At 60.8% G+C, this 18,105-nt stretch carries 13 protein-coding genes; 6 read left to right on the plus strand and 7 right to left on the minus strand.

Annotated features, from left to right (window positions below; translation table 11 throughout):
- Positions 1 to 29: 29 nt before the first annotated feature.
- From KBP52_RS22000 to KBP52_RS22015, 4 genes are all read right to left on the minus strand, one after another.
- Positions 30 to 1,913, minus strand: coding sequence for a TonB-dependent receptor (locus tag KBP52_RS22000; RefSeq protein WP_212620953.1), 1,884 nt, complete (start codon positions 1,911 to 1,913; stop codon positions 30 to 32).
- Positions 1,914 to 2,052: 139 nt separating this feature from the next.
- Complete coding sequence (gene dxs, locus KBP52_RS22005) at positions 2,053 to 3,951, minus strand: 1-deoxy-D-xylulose-5-phosphate synthase (protein WP_212620954.1); 1,899 nt, start codon at positions 3,949 to 3,951, stop codon at positions 2,053 to 2,055.
- Positions 3,952 to 4,042: 91 nt separating this feature from the next.
- On the minus strand, positions 4,043 to 4,930 hold the full coding sequence (gene ispA / locus KBP52_RS22010; protein ID WP_116029881.1) for a (2E,6E)-farnesyl diphosphate synthase: 888 nt from the start codon (positions 4,928 to 4,930) through the stop codon (positions 4,043 to 4,045).
- Entirely contained in the window at positions 4,927 to 5,169 is a 243-nt protein-coding gene (locus KBP52_RS22015; protein ID WP_003228627.1) for an exodeoxyribonuclease VII small subunit, read from the minus strand. The genes ispA and KBP52_RS22015 overlap by 4 nt, the downstream gene beginning before the upstream one ends.
- Before the next feature lie 354 nt (positions 5,170 to 5,523).
- Between KBP52_RS22015 and KBP52_RS22020 the strand changes: the two genes are divergently transcribed.
- From KBP52_RS22020 to KBP52_RS22045, 6 genes are read left to right on the plus strand one after another with little or no spacing between them, the layout of a single operon-like run.
- Positions 5,524 to 6,315: a DUF2135 domain-containing protein gene (locus KBP52_RS22020; RefSeq protein ID WP_095048805.1), complete on the plus strand. Its 792-nt coding sequence runs from the start codon at positions 5,524 to 5,526 to the stop codon at positions 6,313 to 6,315.
- A gap of 34 nt (positions 6,316 to 6,349) precedes the next feature.
- Positions 6,350 to 8,062 carry a DUF2138 domain-containing protein gene (locus KBP52_RS22025; protein WP_212620955.1) on the plus strand — a complete coding sequence of 571 codons (1,713 nt, stop codon included), beginning with the start codon at positions 6,350 to 6,352 and terminating at the stop codon, positions 8,060 to 8,062.
- Positions 8,059 to 8,697, plus strand: a complete 639-nt coding sequence (locus KBP52_RS22030; protein WP_077574696.1) for a DUF1175 family protein — start codon at positions 8,059 to 8,061, stop codon at positions 8,695 to 8,697. The genes KBP52_RS22025 and KBP52_RS22030 overlap by 4 nt, the downstream gene beginning before the upstream one ends.
- Positions 8,694 to 13,268 carry an alpha-2-macroglobulin gene (locus KBP52_RS22035; RefSeq protein ID WP_212620956.1) on the plus strand — a complete coding sequence of 1,525 codons (4,575 nt, stop codon included), beginning with the start codon at positions 8,694 to 8,696 and terminating at the stop codon, positions 13,266 to 13,268. The genes KBP52_RS22030 and KBP52_RS22035 overlap by 4 nt, the downstream gene beginning before the upstream one ends.
- Before the next feature lies 1 nt (position 13,269).
- Positions 13,270 to 14,889, plus strand: a complete 1,620-nt coding sequence (locus tag KBP52_RS22040) for a DUF2300 domain-containing protein (protein ID WP_212620957.1) — start codon at positions 13,270 to 13,272, stop codon at positions 14,887 to 14,889.
- A gap of 3 nt (positions 14,890 to 14,892) precedes the next feature.
- Positions 14,893 to 15,702 (plus strand): DUF2135 domain-containing protein, encoded by an 810-nt coding sequence (locus tag KBP52_RS22045; protein WP_212620958.1) that lies wholly within the window; start codon positions 14,893 to 14,895, stop codon positions 15,700 to 15,702.
- 23 nt (positions 15,703 to 15,725) lie between these two features.
- On the opposite strand, the gene KBP52_RS22050 is transcribed toward KBP52_RS22045, so the two are convergent.
- The 3 genes from KBP52_RS22050 to KBP52_RS22060 form a co-directional block, all read right to left on the minus strand.
- Complete coding sequence (locus KBP52_RS22050) at positions 15,726 to 16,160, minus strand: hypothetical protein (protein WP_212620959.1); 435 nt, start codon at positions 16,158 to 16,160, stop codon at positions 15,726 to 15,728.
- A 62-nt stretch (positions 16,161 to 16,222) separates the two neighbouring features.
- The gene (locus KBP52_RS22055; protein WP_212620960.1) at positions 16,223 to 16,780 is read right to left on the minus strand and encodes a hypothetical protein; all 558 of its coding nucleotides are present in this window, start codon (positions 16,778 to 16,780) and stop codon (positions 16,223 to 16,225) included.
- 127 nt (positions 16,781 to 16,907) lie between these two features.
- Positions 16,908 to 18,083: a diguanylate cyclase gene (locus KBP52_RS22060; protein ID WP_212620961.1), complete on the minus strand. Its 1,176-nt coding sequence runs from the start codon at positions 18,081 to 18,083 to the stop codon at positions 16,908 to 16,910.
- Between the last annotated feature and the right edge of the window lie 22 nt (positions 18,084 to 18,105).

The following is an 18,105-nucleotide window of genomic DNA, read 5'->3' on the forward strand; positions in this document are numbered from 1 at the left end:
AGGGCAGCCAAAGCACTGCAAAGCTCAGATCAAAGCTCTGGCGTCCAGGTGACACCAAACATCCACCCCCGACCTTCTTCGCGATAGCCATACTGGCTGCCGTCGTAGCTGTAATTCGCCCGGCTGTAGCTCTTGTCGAAAATGTTATCGACCTTCAGATCCAGCTTGATCTCGCGATTCAGTGCCCAACTGCTGCGCAAGCCGAACAGCGCATAGCCGCCCAGCGCCTGCGTATTGTCCTTATCGTCATAACTGCTGCTGACCGCCTGCCAACTGGCGCCGAGGCTGACTTGATCAAACTGTCGATCCAGATCCCAGCTCAACGTCCGCCGCGCACGCCGGGCCAAGGTGTGCCCGGTATCCCGATCACGCGGATCGATGATCGCTACGCCAAGATTGCTCTGCCAGCCGAACAACTCCTGCTTCAGCGCTGCTTCGAAACCGTTGATGCGTGCTGAAGCCACGTTCTCTGGACGTGAGTTGCTGCCGAAGATGATCGCGTCTTTGAGGTCGGTACGGTAAATCGACGCTTCCAGGCGACTGCTATCGGTCAACTGACTGCGCCATTGCAGCTCGTAGCTTTTCGAGGTTTCCGGTTTCAGATCCGGGTTGCTGAAGTCCGGGTAGTACAGGTCGTTGAAGGTCGGCGCGCGGAAGCCTTCGCTGTAGCTCAGCAACAGATCGTTGTCCGGGTTCAGCGGCAGGGTGAACGTGCCGCTCCAGGTGTTCTGGCTACCGAATTGCTGGTTATCGTCATGGCGCAGCCCCAGCTCCGTGGAGAAACTGTCGGCCTGATATCGATGCTGAATGAACGCGGCGCGGTTCCAGCGGCTGTCTTCGTCGAATGCGGTGCTGCTGTTGACCCGGTCTTCGTACCAGTCGCCGCCGAGGATCAGGCTGTTGCGGGCATCCAGGGTCAGGTCGTTTTGCCAGTTCACCGAATCGCGGTAGGTGTTGAACACCGTGCGTTCGTCGCTGAGCTTGTCGAGGGTTTTCTCGCGGTTTTCGCTATGGCCGAACTCGACGCGGGTTTTCCAGATCTCGTTGACCCGGGCATCGACGTAACTGCTGACGCTGCTGACGTTGAAATCGCTGTAGGGCTGCTGCTGGTAGGACTGATCCGTCGCGAAGTCATATCTACCGAACGGGTTGTCGAACTCGCCCTTGCCACGGTTATCCAGCAGATTGGCGCCGATTTCGATGTCATCGGTCAGTGCATGGCTGAGGCTCAGGCTGACGGATTTATTGCGGTAGGCGTCGTGATCGCCATCGCTTGGATACGACTCATGGGTACGGTCGATTCCGGCGGTTTCATCGAGGCTGGCGCCGAGATTGAAGCGGGTCTTGTCATCGACGCCGGACAAGCCGAGGCTGCGCTGCCACGTTTGATTACTGCCGAAACCGATATGCATCCGTGGCTGCAATCCTTGCTCAGTGCCGCGCCGGGTGAAGATCTGAATCACCCCGCCAATCGCATCGCTGCCGTAAATCACCGAACGCGAACCGCGCAGCACTTCCACCCGTTCGATCTGCTCGATATTCAGGTGCTGCAGGTTGCTGTCGCCGGAAGTGGAACTGCCGATGCGCTGGCCATCAACCAGCACCAGACTCTGCGCCGACTGCGTGCCGCGAATGTAGATCCCCGGCAGACTGCCGCGCCCGCCGGCCTGCGCCACTTGCACGCCGGGGACGCGCCGCAGCAGGTCCGGCACGTCGCTCGGTTGCAGACGGTCGATGTCTTCGCGAGTGAATACCGTGTTGGCGGCGCTGCTGTCGTTGCGGGCTTCGACCTGGCGGTTGGCTGAGATCAGCATGTCCGGCAGTTTCAGTGCCTGATCACGCTCGAAGGTATCGGCGAAAGCGTTGGTGGATGGCAGCAGAAGAAAGGGCAGGGCGAGGCGCGAGAGGTTCATGGAAATCCATCGGGAATTTCAGATGTGCACAAATCAAATGTGGGAGCGAGCCTGCTCGCGAATGCGCTGTATCAGTCAGCCCTGATTTGACTGACAGTCCGCATTCGCGAGCAGGCTCGCTCCCACAAGGGTATTGCGTTTATTTGTCGAGTAAGGCCAGACGCTGACGAATCGACGCTTCGATCCCGGCCTCATCCAGCCCGCACTCGGCCAGCATCTGTGCAGGCTTGGCGTGCTCGACGTAGATATCCGGCAAGCCCAGATGCAGGATCGACTTGAGAATGTTCTCGCGCGCGAGGAACTCGCTGACCGCGCCGCCGGCGCCGCCCATGATCGCGTTCTCTTCGATGGTCACCAGTAACTCGTGGCTGCCGGCAATCGCGCGTACCAGATCTTCATCCAGCGGTTTGACGAAGCGCATGTCGACCACGGTGGCATCCAGTTTCTCGGCGACTTTCAGCGCCTCGGCCAGTTGCACGCCGAACACCAGCAGAGCGACGTTGCTGCCCTGACGACGGACGATGCCTTTACCGATTTCAATCGGCTCAAGATCTTTCTCAATGGCCGCATTCGGGCCGCTACCGCGCGGGTAACGCACCGCCGCCGGGCCGTTGTACAGGTGGCCGGTGGTGAGCATCTTGCGCAGCTCGTTTTCATCGCTCGGGGTCATGATGACCATGCCCGGGATGCAGCGCAGGTACGACAGATCGAAGCTACCGGCGTGGGTTGGACCGTCTTCGCCGACCAGACCGGCGCGGTCGATGGCGAACAGTACGTCGAGGTTCTGCACCGCGACGTCATGCACCAGTTGGTCGTAACCGCGCTGGAGGAATGTCGAGTAGATCGCCACCACCGGTTTCGCGCCTTCGCAGGCCATGCCGGCAGCGAATGTCACCGCGTGCTGCTCGGCAATCGCCACGTCGAAGTAGCGCAGCGGGAAGCGTTCGCTGAACGCCACCAGATCCGAGCCTTCCTTCATCGCCGGGGTAATCCCGACCAGACGTGGATCAGCCGCCGCCATGTCGCACAGCCACTCGCCGAACACCGCCGAGTATTTCGGCCCGCTGGCCTGCTTCGGTGCGGCGGCTGGAGCGTCCAGTGGTTCGAGCTTGGTAATGGCGTGGTAACCAATCGGGTCAACTTCCGCCGGGGCGAAGCCTTTGCCTTTCTTGGTGACGATGTGCAGGAACTGCGGGCCTTTCAGATCGCGCATGTTGCGCAGCGTGGCGATCAGCGTGGGCAGGTCGTGGCCGTCGATCGGGCCGATGTAATTCCAGCCCAGCTCCTCAAACAGGGTGCCGGGGACCAGCATGCCCTTGGCGTATTCTTCGGTTCGACGGGCGATTTCCCAAGCGCCGGGCAGACGCGACAGCACTTTTTTGCTGCCCTCACGCATGCTCGCGTAGGTGCGGCTGGAAAGGATTTTCGCCAGATAATTCGACAGACCGCCGACATTGCGCGAGATCGACATGTCGTTGTCGTTGAGGATCACCAGCATGTTGGCGTTGACTTCCGGCGCATGGTTAAGCGCTTCGAAAGCCATGCCGGCGGTCAACGCACCGTCGCCGATCACGGCAATCGCCTTGCGATCACTGTTCTGCAGGCGGGCGGCAATCGCCATACCCAGTGCAGCGCTGATCGAGGTGCTGGAGTGGCCGACGCCAAAGGTGTCGTACTCGCTCTCGGCGCGGCGCGGGAAGGCAGCGATGCCGTCCTTCTGACGCAGGGTGCCCATGCGCTCGCGGCGACCGGTGAGGATCTTGTGCGGATACGCCTGATGACCGACGTCCCACAGCAGACGGTCGTCTGGCGTGTCAAAGACGTAATGCAACGCGATGGTCAGCTCGATCACGCCCAGGCCGGCACCGAAATGCCCACCGGTCTGACCGACCGTGTAGAGCAATTCCAGGCGCAACTCATCGGCCAGGGTTTCCAGCTCGGCTTCGCCTAACCGGCGCAGGCCGTCCGGCGTATTCGCGCGGTCGAGCAGGGGCGTGGTCGGGCGCTTGCGGGGAATCTCATGAAACGTCGTGGGCATCAGGCGAATCGTTATAGGTATAGAAGATGCGGCAGTTTACCTGATGCATCGCCCCCTGCCCACGCGTTGGTCTTTTTTGGCGGATACGCCGTCAGTTGCGCCGCTCGACGATATACCGGGCCAGCTCGCGCAACGGCTCGGCTGCCGCGTCAAACGGTCGCAGGGCGTGCAGGGCCTGATCGCGCAGTTCCAGCGCGTAAGCCTTGGCAGCGTCGAGACCGAGCAGCGCCGGGTAGGTCGGCTTGTCGCGGGCGATATCGGCACCCTGGCGTTTACCGAGTGTTTCGGTATCGCTTTCGACGTCGAGGATGTCGTCCTGCACTTGGAAAGCGAGGCCGATGGCCTGTGCATAAGTCTGCAGGGCGCGCAGTTCATCCGGCTCGGCACGGCCGCTGGCCAGGGCGCCGAGTTTGACGCTGACTTCGATCAGCGCGCCGGTCTTGTGCCGGTGCATCTGTTCGAGGGCTTTCTGATCGAGTTTGAGGCCGACCGAGCCGAGGTCGATGGCTTGACCGCCGACCATGCCTGCCGGGCCTGCGGCGTTAGCCAGCGCAGTGACCATTTGCAGGCGAATGTCGCTGCTGCAGTCGCTCAGGCGCGGTTCGAGCAGGGCGCTGAAGGCCAGGCTCTGCAAACCGTCACCGGCGAGAATCGCGCAGGCTTCATCGAATTTCTTGTGAGTGGTCGGCTGGCCGCGACGCAGATCGTCGTCGTCCATCGCCGGCAAATCATCGTGAACCAGCGAATAAGCGTGGATCAGCTCGACCGCGCAAGCCGCGCCGTTGGCTTGCTCAGCTTTGCCACCGAGCGCTTCGCACGCGGCGTAGGCCAGCAGCGGACGCACGCGTTTGCCGCCGTTCATCACGCTGTAGCGCATGGCTTCGTAAAGCCGCGCCAGCTCCGGCAACGGCGCATTGAACAGGGTTTCCAGCGCTGCGTTAACCCGGGTCTGACTGCTCGCCGTGTACGCGGCAATCATTCTGGCTGTTCCGCGTCGAAGGGTTCCTCGGCGAGTTCGCCATCGCGCTCCAGCAGCACTTGCACCTTCTGCTCGGCCTGCGCCAGCGCTGCCTGGCAATCACGGGTCAGACCGATGCCCTGCTCGAAAGCGGTCAGCGAGTCTTCCAGCGACAATTCACCGTTCTCCAGACGTTCGACCAGTGTTTGCAGGTCGGCGAGGGACTGTTCGAAATCCAGTGCAGCTTTTTTGCGGGCCATGGCGGCGATTTCCGGTTGACGTTAAACCGGCGCGACACTAGCAGATAGGGGGTTTATGGGCAAATGAGCAGGTCGTGGCCGACCCTTATTCCTGTGGCGATTGAGCAAGGTTGAGGTTTATTCGGCTCATTTTGTGAGCCGAATAAATTCGCTATTCGGCTCACACGTCGCAAAAAGCATGTTTCCTACAGCAACAGCACATGTATCCGATTGTTAAAAAACCGCCGAATGGCTAATCTTCGCGCCTTCTACGACCCCATAGTCACGGGTCTTTCAGACGAAACGCAGTTTCACCGCTGTGAAGTACCGAGGATCGGGTGCAAGGTTTCGTTCAGGCATGGCAGGAGGCATCACATGCGTTCATTTCTTTGGCTGCTGATCGGCCTGGCCTGCGCGCCCGCACTGCTGGCGGCGCCGACGGCCGAGCTGTCGGAGCCGGTCGGTGGCTGGCGCTATCACGGCTTGCTCGACCGCACGGAAAACCCGCAAGTCGCCTACCCGACGCCGCCGATCGATCGCGGCATCCAGCGCAATCGCACGATGATCCAGGGCCAGCTCAAGGCCATCGGCCATATGCGCCCGCCGCACAGTCTTGCCGTGAATGGCAATCCACTGAATCTGTACACCGACGACCAAGGCCGTTTCGCCCGGCCGTACGCGTTCGGCGCGGGCTCCAACAGCGTCGAAGTGATCAGCGCCGAAGGCCAGTCGCTCAAGCGCGTGCAATTTTATGAAGCAAACAATTTGCGCACGCCGGCGCGAATTCGTCTTGTCTTGGGATGGGACGATCCGAAAGCCGAACTCGATCTGCACATTGTCACGCCCGACGGTCAGCATGCGTTCTGGGCACAACCGGCGCTGAGCAATGGCGGCGGCCTCGACCCGGATGGTGTCGATGGCCCGGGCCCGGAAATGTTCACCATGACCGCGCCGCTGCATGGCACCTACCTGGTTTACGTCAACTATTGGGGCAACTTCGGCAACGGCGGCTATAACTTCGAGGAGACCAGCAACCAGAACGAGGTGATCACCTCGCAAATCACGCTGGTGCTCAACGAAAACACCGTCGACGAAAAACGCGAAACGTTCATCGTGCCCCTGCGGGCGATCGGTGATCTGCTGCTGGTCAAGACTTTCAACTATTAAGCATCCCGTCACGGATGAAACTGGGTTTGTGAAGATGAGCGATAACACTGTTACTTCGGCTGCCGACACGCCAGCGGCCAAACCTTCGCGGCGCTGGCCTTTGCTCCTGGCCGGGTTGTGCCTGGTGGCCGGCGTGGCGGGTGGTTTTGGCTGGCTGCTGCTCAAGCCCAAGGCACCGCCGGCGGAATTGGCCAGTGACAAGCTTGGCCTGAGCCGCCCGGATGCGTTGCTGGAAACCCGCTCGCTGAGTCAGTTGCCCAAGGACTTGCTGACGGTGCCGTTCCTCAAGGCCACGCTCACCGAAGATTTCGTCTTCTATTACGAGACCCATGCTGATCGCCTCGGCTTGATCGGCAGTCTGCGCCGGATCATTTACGAGCATGACCTGAAACTGCAGGACAGCTTGATCGAACAGCTTTTCGATCAACCGGCCGACGTCGCGTTGTGGCGTGGCGCGGATGGTCGCTTGAAGGATTTCCTGCTGGTGATGGATCGCGGCGGGCTGGCGAAGCTGCTCGAGCCCTTGGCGAAAGTCGCGCTGGATGACACGCAGCTCAGCCAGATGGGCGAACTCAAGGTCGGCGGCGACACTGTGCCGCTGTATCAACTGACCTATAACGCCAGCAAAGCGCTGTTGTTCGCCTCCCACGGCGACAAACTGGTGGTGCTGTCGAACCCGGCCAAGTATTACGACCCGGAAAGTGGCGTCTCCGAAGAATCGGGGCACGTCTCGCCACAAGCGCTGGCGGCACTGCTCAATGGCGAAAAACTCTTTCCTGAGGCGTTCGGTCTGCCGGCGAAAACCGCGGAAACCAAACAGCGTCTGTCAGTCAATTCCAGCGTTCTCGCCATGGGTTATCAGCGCTTCATCCCGAACTTCGCCGGGCTGCGTTTCGACATGGACGACAAGGGCTGGCACAGCTACCTGGCCATGGACGAGCTGGAAAACCAGCCCGACTTCGATTTCAAACCGGTCTGGCAAGCCATGCCGCTGGGTGCCAGTGCCTGCGTGACTTTGCCGGTGGCTGCCGAACCGCAGAAACCGCTGTTGGTTAAACTCGGCGCTGAAGAAGCGGTAGCGCAGACCCTCACCGGACATGTGGCTGGCGCGGCAGGCCTGTGCTGGTACGCCGATTCGCGTTTGTACACGCCGCTGTTGGTCGCCAGTCTGAAAGACGAGGACAGCAGCAAACTCGATGGCGACCTCGGCAAGCTGTTCGGTTCGATGGTCGGTGCGTTCGAGTCCAACGTCGAAGAAAACGTCTTCCCGGTGGTCGAGAAGCAGGAAGGCCAGAGCCACGTCTGGCAGCGCCAGGTCAGCTCCAACTTCGGCCCGTATGCGGCGAAGACTGCGGAGAACCCGGACGCGATTTCCGGCAAGGCGTTCATGAAAGTCAGCCTCGCTCGCCACGGTTCGACGCTGCTGTTTTCCCTCGACGACAAACTCGTCGACAAAGCCCTCGGCACCCTCGACAAACGCTTCCCGCCAATGGCCGACGTGCTGCCCAAAGATGTGCTGATGCCGATCTACTTCGGCCCGGATTCGATGGCGCAGCTGATGCAGCAGGAAACCCTCGACAGCCTGCCGCAAGACATGGAGCCGGTGTTCTATAACGCTGCACAAACCTACCTGATTCCGAAACTGCGCACCCTCGGCGGCTATGGCAAATATGCCCTGACTTTGCCTGAAGGCAGTGAGCCGGATGGCCACTGGCAGTGGTTGCCGCTGGAGTGGAAAGCGCTGTGACGGCACTGATCCGCAGCCTCGGCCTGCTCGCGCTGCTATTGAGTGCGGGGGCCCGAGCCGTTGAAACGCCAGCGCTGGACCCGGCGCAATCCCAGGTGTTTCGCGCCTGGTTCGTGCGCATTGCCCAAGAGCAACTGAGCCAGGGCCCGAGCCCGCGCTGGTATCAGCAGGACTGTGCCGGGCTGGTGCGTTTCGCCGCCAACGAAGCGCTGAAAGTACACGACGACAAATGGCTGCGCAGCAATGGTTTGTCCAATCGCTACCTGCCGCCAGAGCTGTCGCTCAGCGATGAGCAACGCAAGCTCGCCCAGCAATGGCAGCAGGGCGGCGGCAAGGTCGGGCCGTACGTCAACGCGATCAAACTGATTCAGTTCAACAGCCATCTGGTCAGCCGCGACGTCTCGCAGGCACGGCCCGGTGATTTGATGTTTTTCGATCAGGGCGACGACCAGCACCTGATGATCTGGATGGGCCGCTACATCGCTTATCACACTGGCACCACCACCCCGACTGACAACGGCATGCGTTCGGCAAGCCTGCAGCAACTCATGACATGGAAGGACACCCGATGGATACCCGACGCAGCCAACCCCAACTTCATCGGCGTCTATCGACTGAACTTTCTCTCCCAATGACCGGTGCCCGCATGTTGCGACTCTGCTCCCGAATTCCTTTGCTGCTGGCGCTGTTGCTGCCAGTGGCTACCGTCAGCGCCGAAGATTCGGTCGAGCCGAGCGGCTACACGCCGGTCTCCGGTGAAAGCTTCTTCCTGCTATCCGACAGCAGTTTTGCGGCGGACGAGCAGGCGATGGTGCGCCTCGAAGCGCCGGGCCGAGACTATCGCCGTTTCCGCATGGAACCGTACGGCGGCGCCGACATCCGCGTATACCGCATCGACAAGCCGCTGGATTTCCTCAAGCGTCAGAAAAACCTGCACCGCGTGGTCAGCGACGGTCAGTTCAAGGGCGAAGGCCTGTCCAACACCCTCGCGTACCTGTGGGACAACTGGTACCGCAAATCCCGGCGGGTGATGCAGCGCGCGTTCTCCTATGAATCGCGCAAACAGGTCACCGAAGAAGTGCCGGAACTGAAGATGGGCAACGCCATCGCCGCACCCACACCGTACGACGCGCAGCCGCAATTTGCGCTGATCCCGGGTCTGCCGGTGGTCAGCCAGTTCCGTTATCCATTGTGGCAGGCCAAGCCGATTCAGCCGCCGACCGGGGTCAATCTGGCCGGGTCTTCGAGCGATTTCGTCAGTGTCGCGCCGGGTAACGTTTACATCCCGCTGGGCAATCTGAAACCGGGTCTGTATCTGGTTGAAGCGCTGATCGGTAAATACCGTGCGACCACCATGGTCTTCGTCTCCAACACCGTCGCGGTGAGCAAGATTGCCGGTGATGAATTGCTGGTCTGGGCTGCGCGCAAACATGAAGGCAGTTCGGTGCCGAAGGTCAATGTGCTGTGGACGGATGGCCTCGGCGTGATGAGCAGTGGCGCCACCGATGCCGATGGCTTGCTGCGCCTGAAACACGTCAGCCCGGAGCGTTCGTTCGTCATCGGCGAGGACGAAGAGGGCGGCGTATTCGTCTCCGAGAACTTCTATTACGACAGCGAAATCTACGACACCAAACTCTATGCCTTCACCGACCGGCCGCTGTATCGCCCGGGTGATTGGGTGTCGCTGAAGATCGTCGGTCGCGAGTTCAAGAATGCGCGGGATTCGGTGTTGCCGGGTGCTGCGGATGTCACGGTCAGTGTGCTCGATGCCACCGGTACCGAGTTGCAGCATCTCGACCTGAAGCTTGATTCGAAGGCCGGCACTCAGGGCCGCTTCCAGTTGCCGGACAACGCCGTCGCGGGCGGTTACGAGATTCGGTTCAACTATAAGGATCAGGCTTACAGCAGCGCCTTCCGTGTAGCTGAGTACATCAAGCCGCACTTCGAAATTTCGCTGAATCTGGCCAAGCAGGATTACCGCACCGGCGAACCGGTGAAGGGCAGTCTGGTGTTGCTCTACCCGGACGGCAAACCGGTGGCCAACGCCAAACTGACCCTGAGTCTGCGTGCCCAGCAACTGTCGATGGTCGATAACGAGCTGCAATACCTCGGGCAATTCCCGGTCGAACTGACCAGCACCGAACTGACCACCGACAGCAAAGGCAATGCAACCCTCGACCTGCCGGCCGCCGACAAACCGAGCCGCTACATGCTCACCGTGTTCGCCAGCGATGGCGCGGCGTATCGGGTCAAGACCACCAAGGAAATCCTCATCGACCGTGGCGCCGCGAGCTTCCGCCTGAGCGCGCCGCAACGCTTCAGCGCGGTCGGCGACAAGGTTGCGTTCAGCTACGCCAACGAGGGCGGCACCGAGCAAAGCAAAGCGGTGACGCCGAGCACGTATGGCTGGGTGCGTCTGGAAGACCAGAGCACCGGCGAAGGTAAACTCGCAGCGACGGATAAAGGTTTCAGTCTCGCTTTCGAACGTCCGGGCACCTACAACCTGACCTTGAAAGATCAACACGGTCGCGTACTCGGTGCCACCGGGCACTCGGTCACTGGTGACGGCGTCAAAGCGGTGCCGGGCACCGTAGAAATCGTCCTCGATAAACCCGAGTACAAAGCGGGTGATGAAGCGCTGGCGCTGATCACTTTCCCTGAGCCGGTCAGCGATGCGTTGCTCTCGCTGGAACGCGACAAAGTCGAAGCCACTGCGCTGCTGGTCAAGGGTGGCGACTGGCTGAAACTGGAAAAACTCAGCGACACTCAATACCGCGCGCGCATCCCGGTGAAGGACAACTTTGCGCCGAACCTGACCTTCTCCGTGCTCTACACCAAGGGCGGTCAGTACAGCTTCCAGAACGCCGGGATCAAAGTGGTCGCGCCGCAAATCGACGTGGCGATTAGCACCGACAAAGCGGTGTATCTGCCGGGCGACACGGTCACGGTGGACCTGACCACGCAGTTCGCCGGCAAAGCGGTTCCGGCGCATCTGACCGTTAGCGTCGTCGACGAAATGGTCTATGCGCTGCAACCGGAAGTCGCACCGACCATCGACCAGTTCTTCTATCACCCGCGCCGCAACAACGTGCGCACCAGCGCCAGTCTGTCGTTCATCAGTTACGACGTCGCGTTGCCGGGCAGCCCCGGCGCGCCGGGCAAAGCCAACCGCAGCGAGCGCGGGGTGAAAGTGCTGGAGCGGCCGCGTCGTGAAGACGTCGACACCGCTGCGTGGCAGCCGGAGTTGTTGACCGGTGCCGACGGTAAAACCCGCTTCACTTTCAAGATGCCGGACTCGCTGACCCGTTGGCGCATTACCGCCCGCGCCATCGCCGATGACGGTCAGGTCGGGCAAAAGAAACAGTTCGTGCGTTCGGAAAAACCGCTGTACCTGAAGTGGAGCGGCCCGAGCAAATTCCGCAAAGGTGATCAGCCGCAACTCGGAGTGTTCGCGTTCAGTCAGGCCGAGAAACCGGTCAAGGCTGAACTGGTCACCCATTACGCGGGCGCCGAACAACGCCTGCCGGTGACCCTGAGCAACGGCATCAACTACCTGCCGCTGCCGGCGTTCACATTGGCTTCCGGCGAGTGGACGGCGGAGCTGGTGCAGGACGGCAAGACCGCCGATTCCCTCGCTGTGCGCCTGAGTGCGACCGGTGATGGCTGGCAAGTGACGCAGACGCAAAGCCTTGATGTCGCCAGTGGTGACACTGCGCTGAGTCTGCCGACCGATGCCACCGATATTCGCCTGCGTCTGGATGACAGTCCGCAAGCGTTGTTCCGTTCGGCACTCGATGATCTGCTCAGCTATCCGTACGGTGGCGTCGAGCAGACGGCCAGTCGTTTGCTGCCGTTGAGCATCGCCTATCCGTCGCTGGCATCGAACCCGCAGATCCGCGATCGCTTGCGTCTGATCATGCAGAACAGCCGCCTGCGTCTGGTGCAAATGGCCGGGCCATCGGCGAGCTTCACCTGGTGGGGTTACGACGGTGAGCCGGATGCATTTCTCACCGCTTACGCTTATTACGCCGACTTCAACGCCAGCCAGGTGCTGGAGCTGACCTTGCCGCCGGAGCATTGGCAGCGGGTGCTGGAGGTGTACGCCAAGCAAGCGCCGAACACGCCGTTGTTACAGCGCGCGCTGATTCTGTCGTTTGCCAAGCAGATGCATTTGCCGGTGAACACCTTGCTCAGCGGGTTGATGGAGGATCTGGCCAAGGCCGGTGAAGGCAACGCCGAAACCCTGATGGACGACGGCGAAGACAGCCTGGTGATGAGCGATCCGGATTCGGCGCTCGGTCTGGCGGCAGCGCGGGTGTTGACCGCAGCGCTGGCCACGCAGTCGAAAGTGGCCTTGCCGGACGCGTTCAATCGTCAGGTGGGCGCTGCACAACAGCGTTTGTCGGTCAGCTCGCAGCCCTTTGCCGAAGCGTTGAACTTGTCGCTGCAACCATTCGATCAGGCGCGTGCGCAAGCGCTGCTGCAACGTCTGCTGCCGCAGCAATCAACCCTCGAACGTGCGCTGGCGCTGACCTGGCTGCAACGCAGCATCGCCCAGGCGTCGCCAACCATCGCATTGACGCCGGGTGCAGGCTGGAAGAAAAACTACGGTGCAACCGGCGAGATGTACTGGACCTGGCAAGGCGCCACGCCGGTGCCGAGTGTGTTGACAGTGTCCGGCACACAAGAGCGTCCGCTGCGTGCGGCGCTGAGCTTCCAGACTCAGCAACCGGCAGTCGAGCCGATGGCCGTGACCATCACCCGACGCCTGTCGCGACTGGTGCCGGGCGATGAAGCGTTCACCTTCAAACTGGAGCCGGTCGGCACCAAGCCGCTGTCCAGCGACAGTCTGTATCTGGACGAAGTGATCCTCACCAGCAAAGCCGCGAAACCGCTGCGCTACGGCATGCTCGAAGTGCCGCTGCCACCGGGCGCCGATGTCGAGCGCACCACTTGGGGCATCAAGTTGCAGGGCAAGGACGGCACCGAACCGACGGCGCTGGAGAAGGCGCGTTTCGAACCGGGTCAGTTGGCCTACGCGGTCCCGGTGGATGCGCTGAGCGGCGAATTGCGCCTGCGTCATCTGGTGCGCTTCTCGCAGAAGGGCCAATTCAACCTGCCACCGGTGCGTTTCAAGCAGGTCTACGCGCCGCAGCATCAGGCCCAGGAAGCGAAAGCCGCCCTCGGTCAGGTCACGGTCAACTGATATGACTCGGCCGCTGCTGTGGCTGCTGATGTGTGTGATGCCTGCGCTGGCGACGGCGCAGGACGAGCCATTGCGCGTGGCTTATAAGGGCGAATTGTTGTCGTTGAGTCAGACGCAACTGATCAAGCGTGAACCGTTGCCGTCATCGCTGGATACGCCGCTGGGCAGTCTGTGGAAGTTGTTTGTCTACGCATGGCTGGTGGACAGCGGCGCGCGGGAACCAGCGTATGAATGTCGCGGGCAGTCGAAGGAAGAGGTTTATTGCTGCTCGGCGGGCGGCAGGATCGAGCGTGATCAGGCGCTGGTGAAATCCTGCGGGTTGTATTTCGAACCTGCGCGGCTGGGTATTGCAGCGGCGGATTGGCGAAACTATTGGCAGGCGCGGCAGGCGCCGTCGTGGTTGCTGGATTTGCCGTCGGTGCAGCCGGCTCAACGGGTTTCCGTGGTTGAGCTGCTGAAGGTCCTGGCGACTTTGCCGGCGCAGGATCAGGCGCGTCGAGTGCTGCTCGATGTAGTGCTGAATGCGGCGGATGGCAATGTCGTCGGCGAACTGGGCGGGCGCCTGCGGGTGAAAACCTGGAGCTGGCTCGGTGATAAGGACCCGCAATCGCGGCAGGGCGGGTTTGCCGGTTGGACGGCTGATGGCTCGCCGGTCTGGGCAGGCGGGCGCGGCACCAGTCAGATGGTCTTGCGGCATTACGGCCAAGCATTGGCGACCGTGTTGCCGGCAGCCTGGCCCGAGGAGGCGGGGCGTTGTGTCGAAGTCAGCCTGTTTTCGAAGTACCCAGTTTCGAAGGTGTTAGCGGGTGATCGCCTCGCGATATCTGGCCCGTTGCAAGGCGACTACCGCGTCGAATTCGCCAACGGCAATGCGCTGGATATCCACAGCGACGGCGAACTGTTTCTGCTCAACGACAAACTCGTCGCAAGGCTTGATCGCGAAGAATATGTCGCCCGCGTCCTTGAGCGCGAAGCCAAACCCGAACCCGCCGAAGCGGCCAAGGCGTTGGCCGTAGCGATCCGCACTTATCTGCTGCAAAACGCCACACGTAACGGCGACTGCCTGAGCATCGACGACAGCAGCAATCGCCAGCGTGTCGCCCCGCGCCCGGCCTCTGCCGAGTCGCGCAACATTGCGGCGTGGACGGCGGATCTGGTGCTGGCCGGTAGCACCGTCACCTATCACTCCGATCAACCCGGCCCGGACAAACTCGCCTGGCAACAAGCCGTCGAGCAAGCTAATGCCGGTCAGCGTTACGACGCGATTCTGCTGCACGCCTATCCGCGCGCCAGCCTCAGCCGTTGGGACAACCCGGTCGCTTCCTGTGAAGCGCTGCCCGCCGCACAAGACTGGCTGCAAAAACAACGTCGCGGCTGGCGTCCGACGCTGGAAAGCGAAACCGGCTACAACGAAGTCAGCACCTTCGCCGTGTGCAAACTCGCCTTCGGCCGTCCTTTCGTCGACCGTGAACGCCAACGCATCTACGTGCGCGGCGTGCTGACCCTGCAGGATCGCCTCGACCTGACCCACGAATATCTGCACCTGGCCTTTGAAGCTCACCCCAACGGCCAGGATGAAACCTACATCGAAGGGCTCGCCCGTCATCTTTTGCTGGAATAGACCATGACACTCCGTTATCCACAGGTCTTGCTGCTCTGCACCTTGACTGCGCTCTCGCCGGTCATTGCTGCCGACAGCGTCAAACTCGACACTCCGGTCGGCGGCTGGCGCAGCGGTGCACCCGAAGGCGAGGGCGAAAGCTTCCGCCAGACCGTCAACTACCCCGCCTCATCGGTCAACACCCCGGTGGGCCAGGCCAACACTGCACGCATCAGCGGCGAAATCAAAGCTACGCAGAAGGGCAACGAACCCGGACGGCTGATCGTCAATGGCGTGAGCATGCCGCTGAAAATCGATGACAGCGGCCGCTTCGATCGCCCGTTCTCGTTCCCCAACGGCAGCAACAGCGTCGAAGTGCGCAGCCCCGACGGTCAGCAACGTCACCGCACACAATTCCTCAACACCAGCGGCGGCGCCACCCCGGCGAAACTGCGCGTACTGCTGGCATGGGACAGCGACGGCACCGACCTCGACCTGCACCTCGTAACCCCCGACGGCGCGCACGTCTGGTACGGCAACCGCACCGCGCCTAACGGTGCCGCGCTCGACGTCGACGTCACCACCGGCTATGGCCCGGAAATCTTCGCCATGCCGGCGCCGATCAAGGGCCAGTATCTGGTGTATGTGAATTACTACGGCGGTGGCTATCGCGGCGATGACGAGGGCGGCGATGAAGCGGTGCAGCCGCTGACCACGGCGCAGGTGACGGTGATCACTGAAGAGGGTACGCCGAGCGAGAAGATGGAGACGTTTCTGATCCCGATGCGCGCGGTGGGAGAGCTGACGCTGGTGAAGTCGTTCAGTTATCCCTGAGCAGGTACCTGCTCAGGGTTGCACTAGAAGCCGGGCGGAATGTAACCGGGTACGAACGGAACGTTGATGCATTTGCCATGAATGATCTTTCCGTCCTCGATCCGAAACAGTACGATCTTTTTGGCTTTGTTGACGGTGGCTTCCAGTTTGCAGTCAGAGCTATGCCCGACCGTCTCGTAGTACTCGGTGTACACCATGCCGTTGCCGGTGTGATTCATGGAAGTACCGGCCGCTTCAGTAGTTGTCCAGCTGGAGGATTTGAACCAGGTCAGGACGGCCAGATTTTCGCCGTTGGTACCGGTCTGTTTTTTCATCGAGTCAGGTTTGCCGAATAGATCGAGTGCTTCCTGAACATCCCGTCCTTCCCAGCGCGACTGCGCAATCAGGTGGCAGCCATTCACCATTGATACTGTGGCTGTTATCAGCAACGTCAGTAACGTTTTAGTCCATTGATTCATCATGACTCCCGGTGTCATGTGCGAGACGAAATAGCGCGCTGCAGCGTTAAGAGGTCAGGCTGTTACTTGTTGCCCAGTATCGAATCGAGGTTGTCCATCATCTGGCCTTTTTCCTGAATAGGTGCCAGTTTGAAGAACATTTGCTGCATGCCCTGAATCATCTGCAAGTGCTCCATCTTGCCCACCGCGATCATGTCTTTTTTCTCTGGGGAGCAAACGAAAGCGAGGGCACGCTGCACCCAGAACTCCTTCGGCTGCTGCCATTGCTCGTTCACTTTCAGGTGCCGCAGCATGTAGGCAATTCGATCCACCGACTGGCCATTAACAAACCGCACCTTGTTGGTCTTGCACTGAACTTCCAGGTTGTAGGCATCGATCATTGGCTTGCCCGGCTCTTCATACACCAGCGTCACCGCCAGCATTTGCGCGCCCTTGGTACGCGTCGACGGCACCACTGATGTGCTGTCGGCGACATACATGATGTTCTTGTGCGGGACGCCGTTGCCGTAAATGATCCACCAGTCGCCGACGGGGTTCGGCTCTTCCGCTGACACTGAAGTAGCAGTCAAGAGGGCAGTCAGTAGAGCGAGGGATTTACTCAGTTTGAAAAACGATGACATGGTGCTGCTCCATTCCTTGGCGCTTTTGTAGTGCACAAAAACAGAATGGAAATTTAGTGGCGGGTGCCGGCTGGGGCAATTAGGGCGGATGTGCTAATGGCTTATTGAAATGGTCGGTGGCTGGGCACTAATTATCGGTAAGGCTCAGGTACAGCGAGCGCAACGTCTGTACACGATTGCGTCCCTGGTCCTTGGCGCCGTACAACGCCTGATCCGCTTCCGAGAGCAGGCGTGACAAGTCGTAGCCGGATTCACGGGTGGTCACCACGCCGATGCTGACGCTGAGCAGCCCCGGCTCAAGAATCGACAATTGCGAGAACGAACGGCGGATCCGCTCGGCAATCTCCAATGCGGTTTGCTCATCGCAATCGTTGAGCAGGCAGGCGAACTCCTCACCGCCGATCCGCCCGCAAACATCTTCCTTGCGCAGGCTCTCGACCACGATCCGGCCGAACGCGATCAACGCCTGATCCCCAACGGGATGGCCATAGGTGTCATTCAGACGCTTGAAGTTATCCAGATCACAAAGCAATAACGCCGCTGGTTCCGCGTGTTGCTGACTGTCGGCAAGCAACTGGCCGGCGTTCATCATGAACGCGCGACGATTGCCAATGCCCGTCAGCGGATCGCTGAACGCCGCCGCTTTGAGCTTGAGCTCTGCACGTTCCTTGACCATCGCCAGGGTGATATAGGCAATGCCGATGACATACAGCATCGACTCGAACAGCATGAACGAGAAAAACGGCACGCCCTCGCCACTGCCCAAGAGCGCCTTTGTCACCGGCAGCCCTTCATCGGTCGCACTGCGAACGGCGTAGAACACAGTGTGCAAAACGGTCAGCACCAGCGCCGGCATAAACGCGACGTTCAGGGTGTTTCTGCTGCGCCAGAGTTCTAGCGTTGTCATCACGCCGTAACCGAATGCCAGCAAGGAGTAGATCAAAACCCGATTTGGCATCGACTCGTAGAAGGCGGGAATCAGGCACAAGGTCAGCCAGGCGAACGCCCCAGCCAGAATGCCGGACACTGACGGCCTACGCCCGACCAGCGTGCGCATGGCCGTCCAATTCATCGCAGCACTGAGCAACAGAACAACATTACCGAACACAATGGGAATGAAGTCGACCCCTCGATCACGCCAACTGACCAATACTACGCCCACGGCGCCAAGCAGCATCATGCTGCCGAGGTACGCCAGTGGCGGCTCGCGGGTTTCGCGATACCAGGCGTGCAGCGTCAAAAGCCCCATCAAAAAGAAGACGAAGACCGAAACGACCAGCAGGGTCGGGATATGCAGGGCCATTCCATGGATTCCCGTGAGGCTC

The sequence above is a fragment of the Pseudomonas sp. SCA2728.1_7 genome (genome assembly GCF_018138145.1).
GTDB lineage: Bacteria > Pseudomonadota > Gammaproteobacteria > Pseudomonadales > Pseudomonadaceae > Aquipseudomonas > Aquipseudomonas koreensis_A.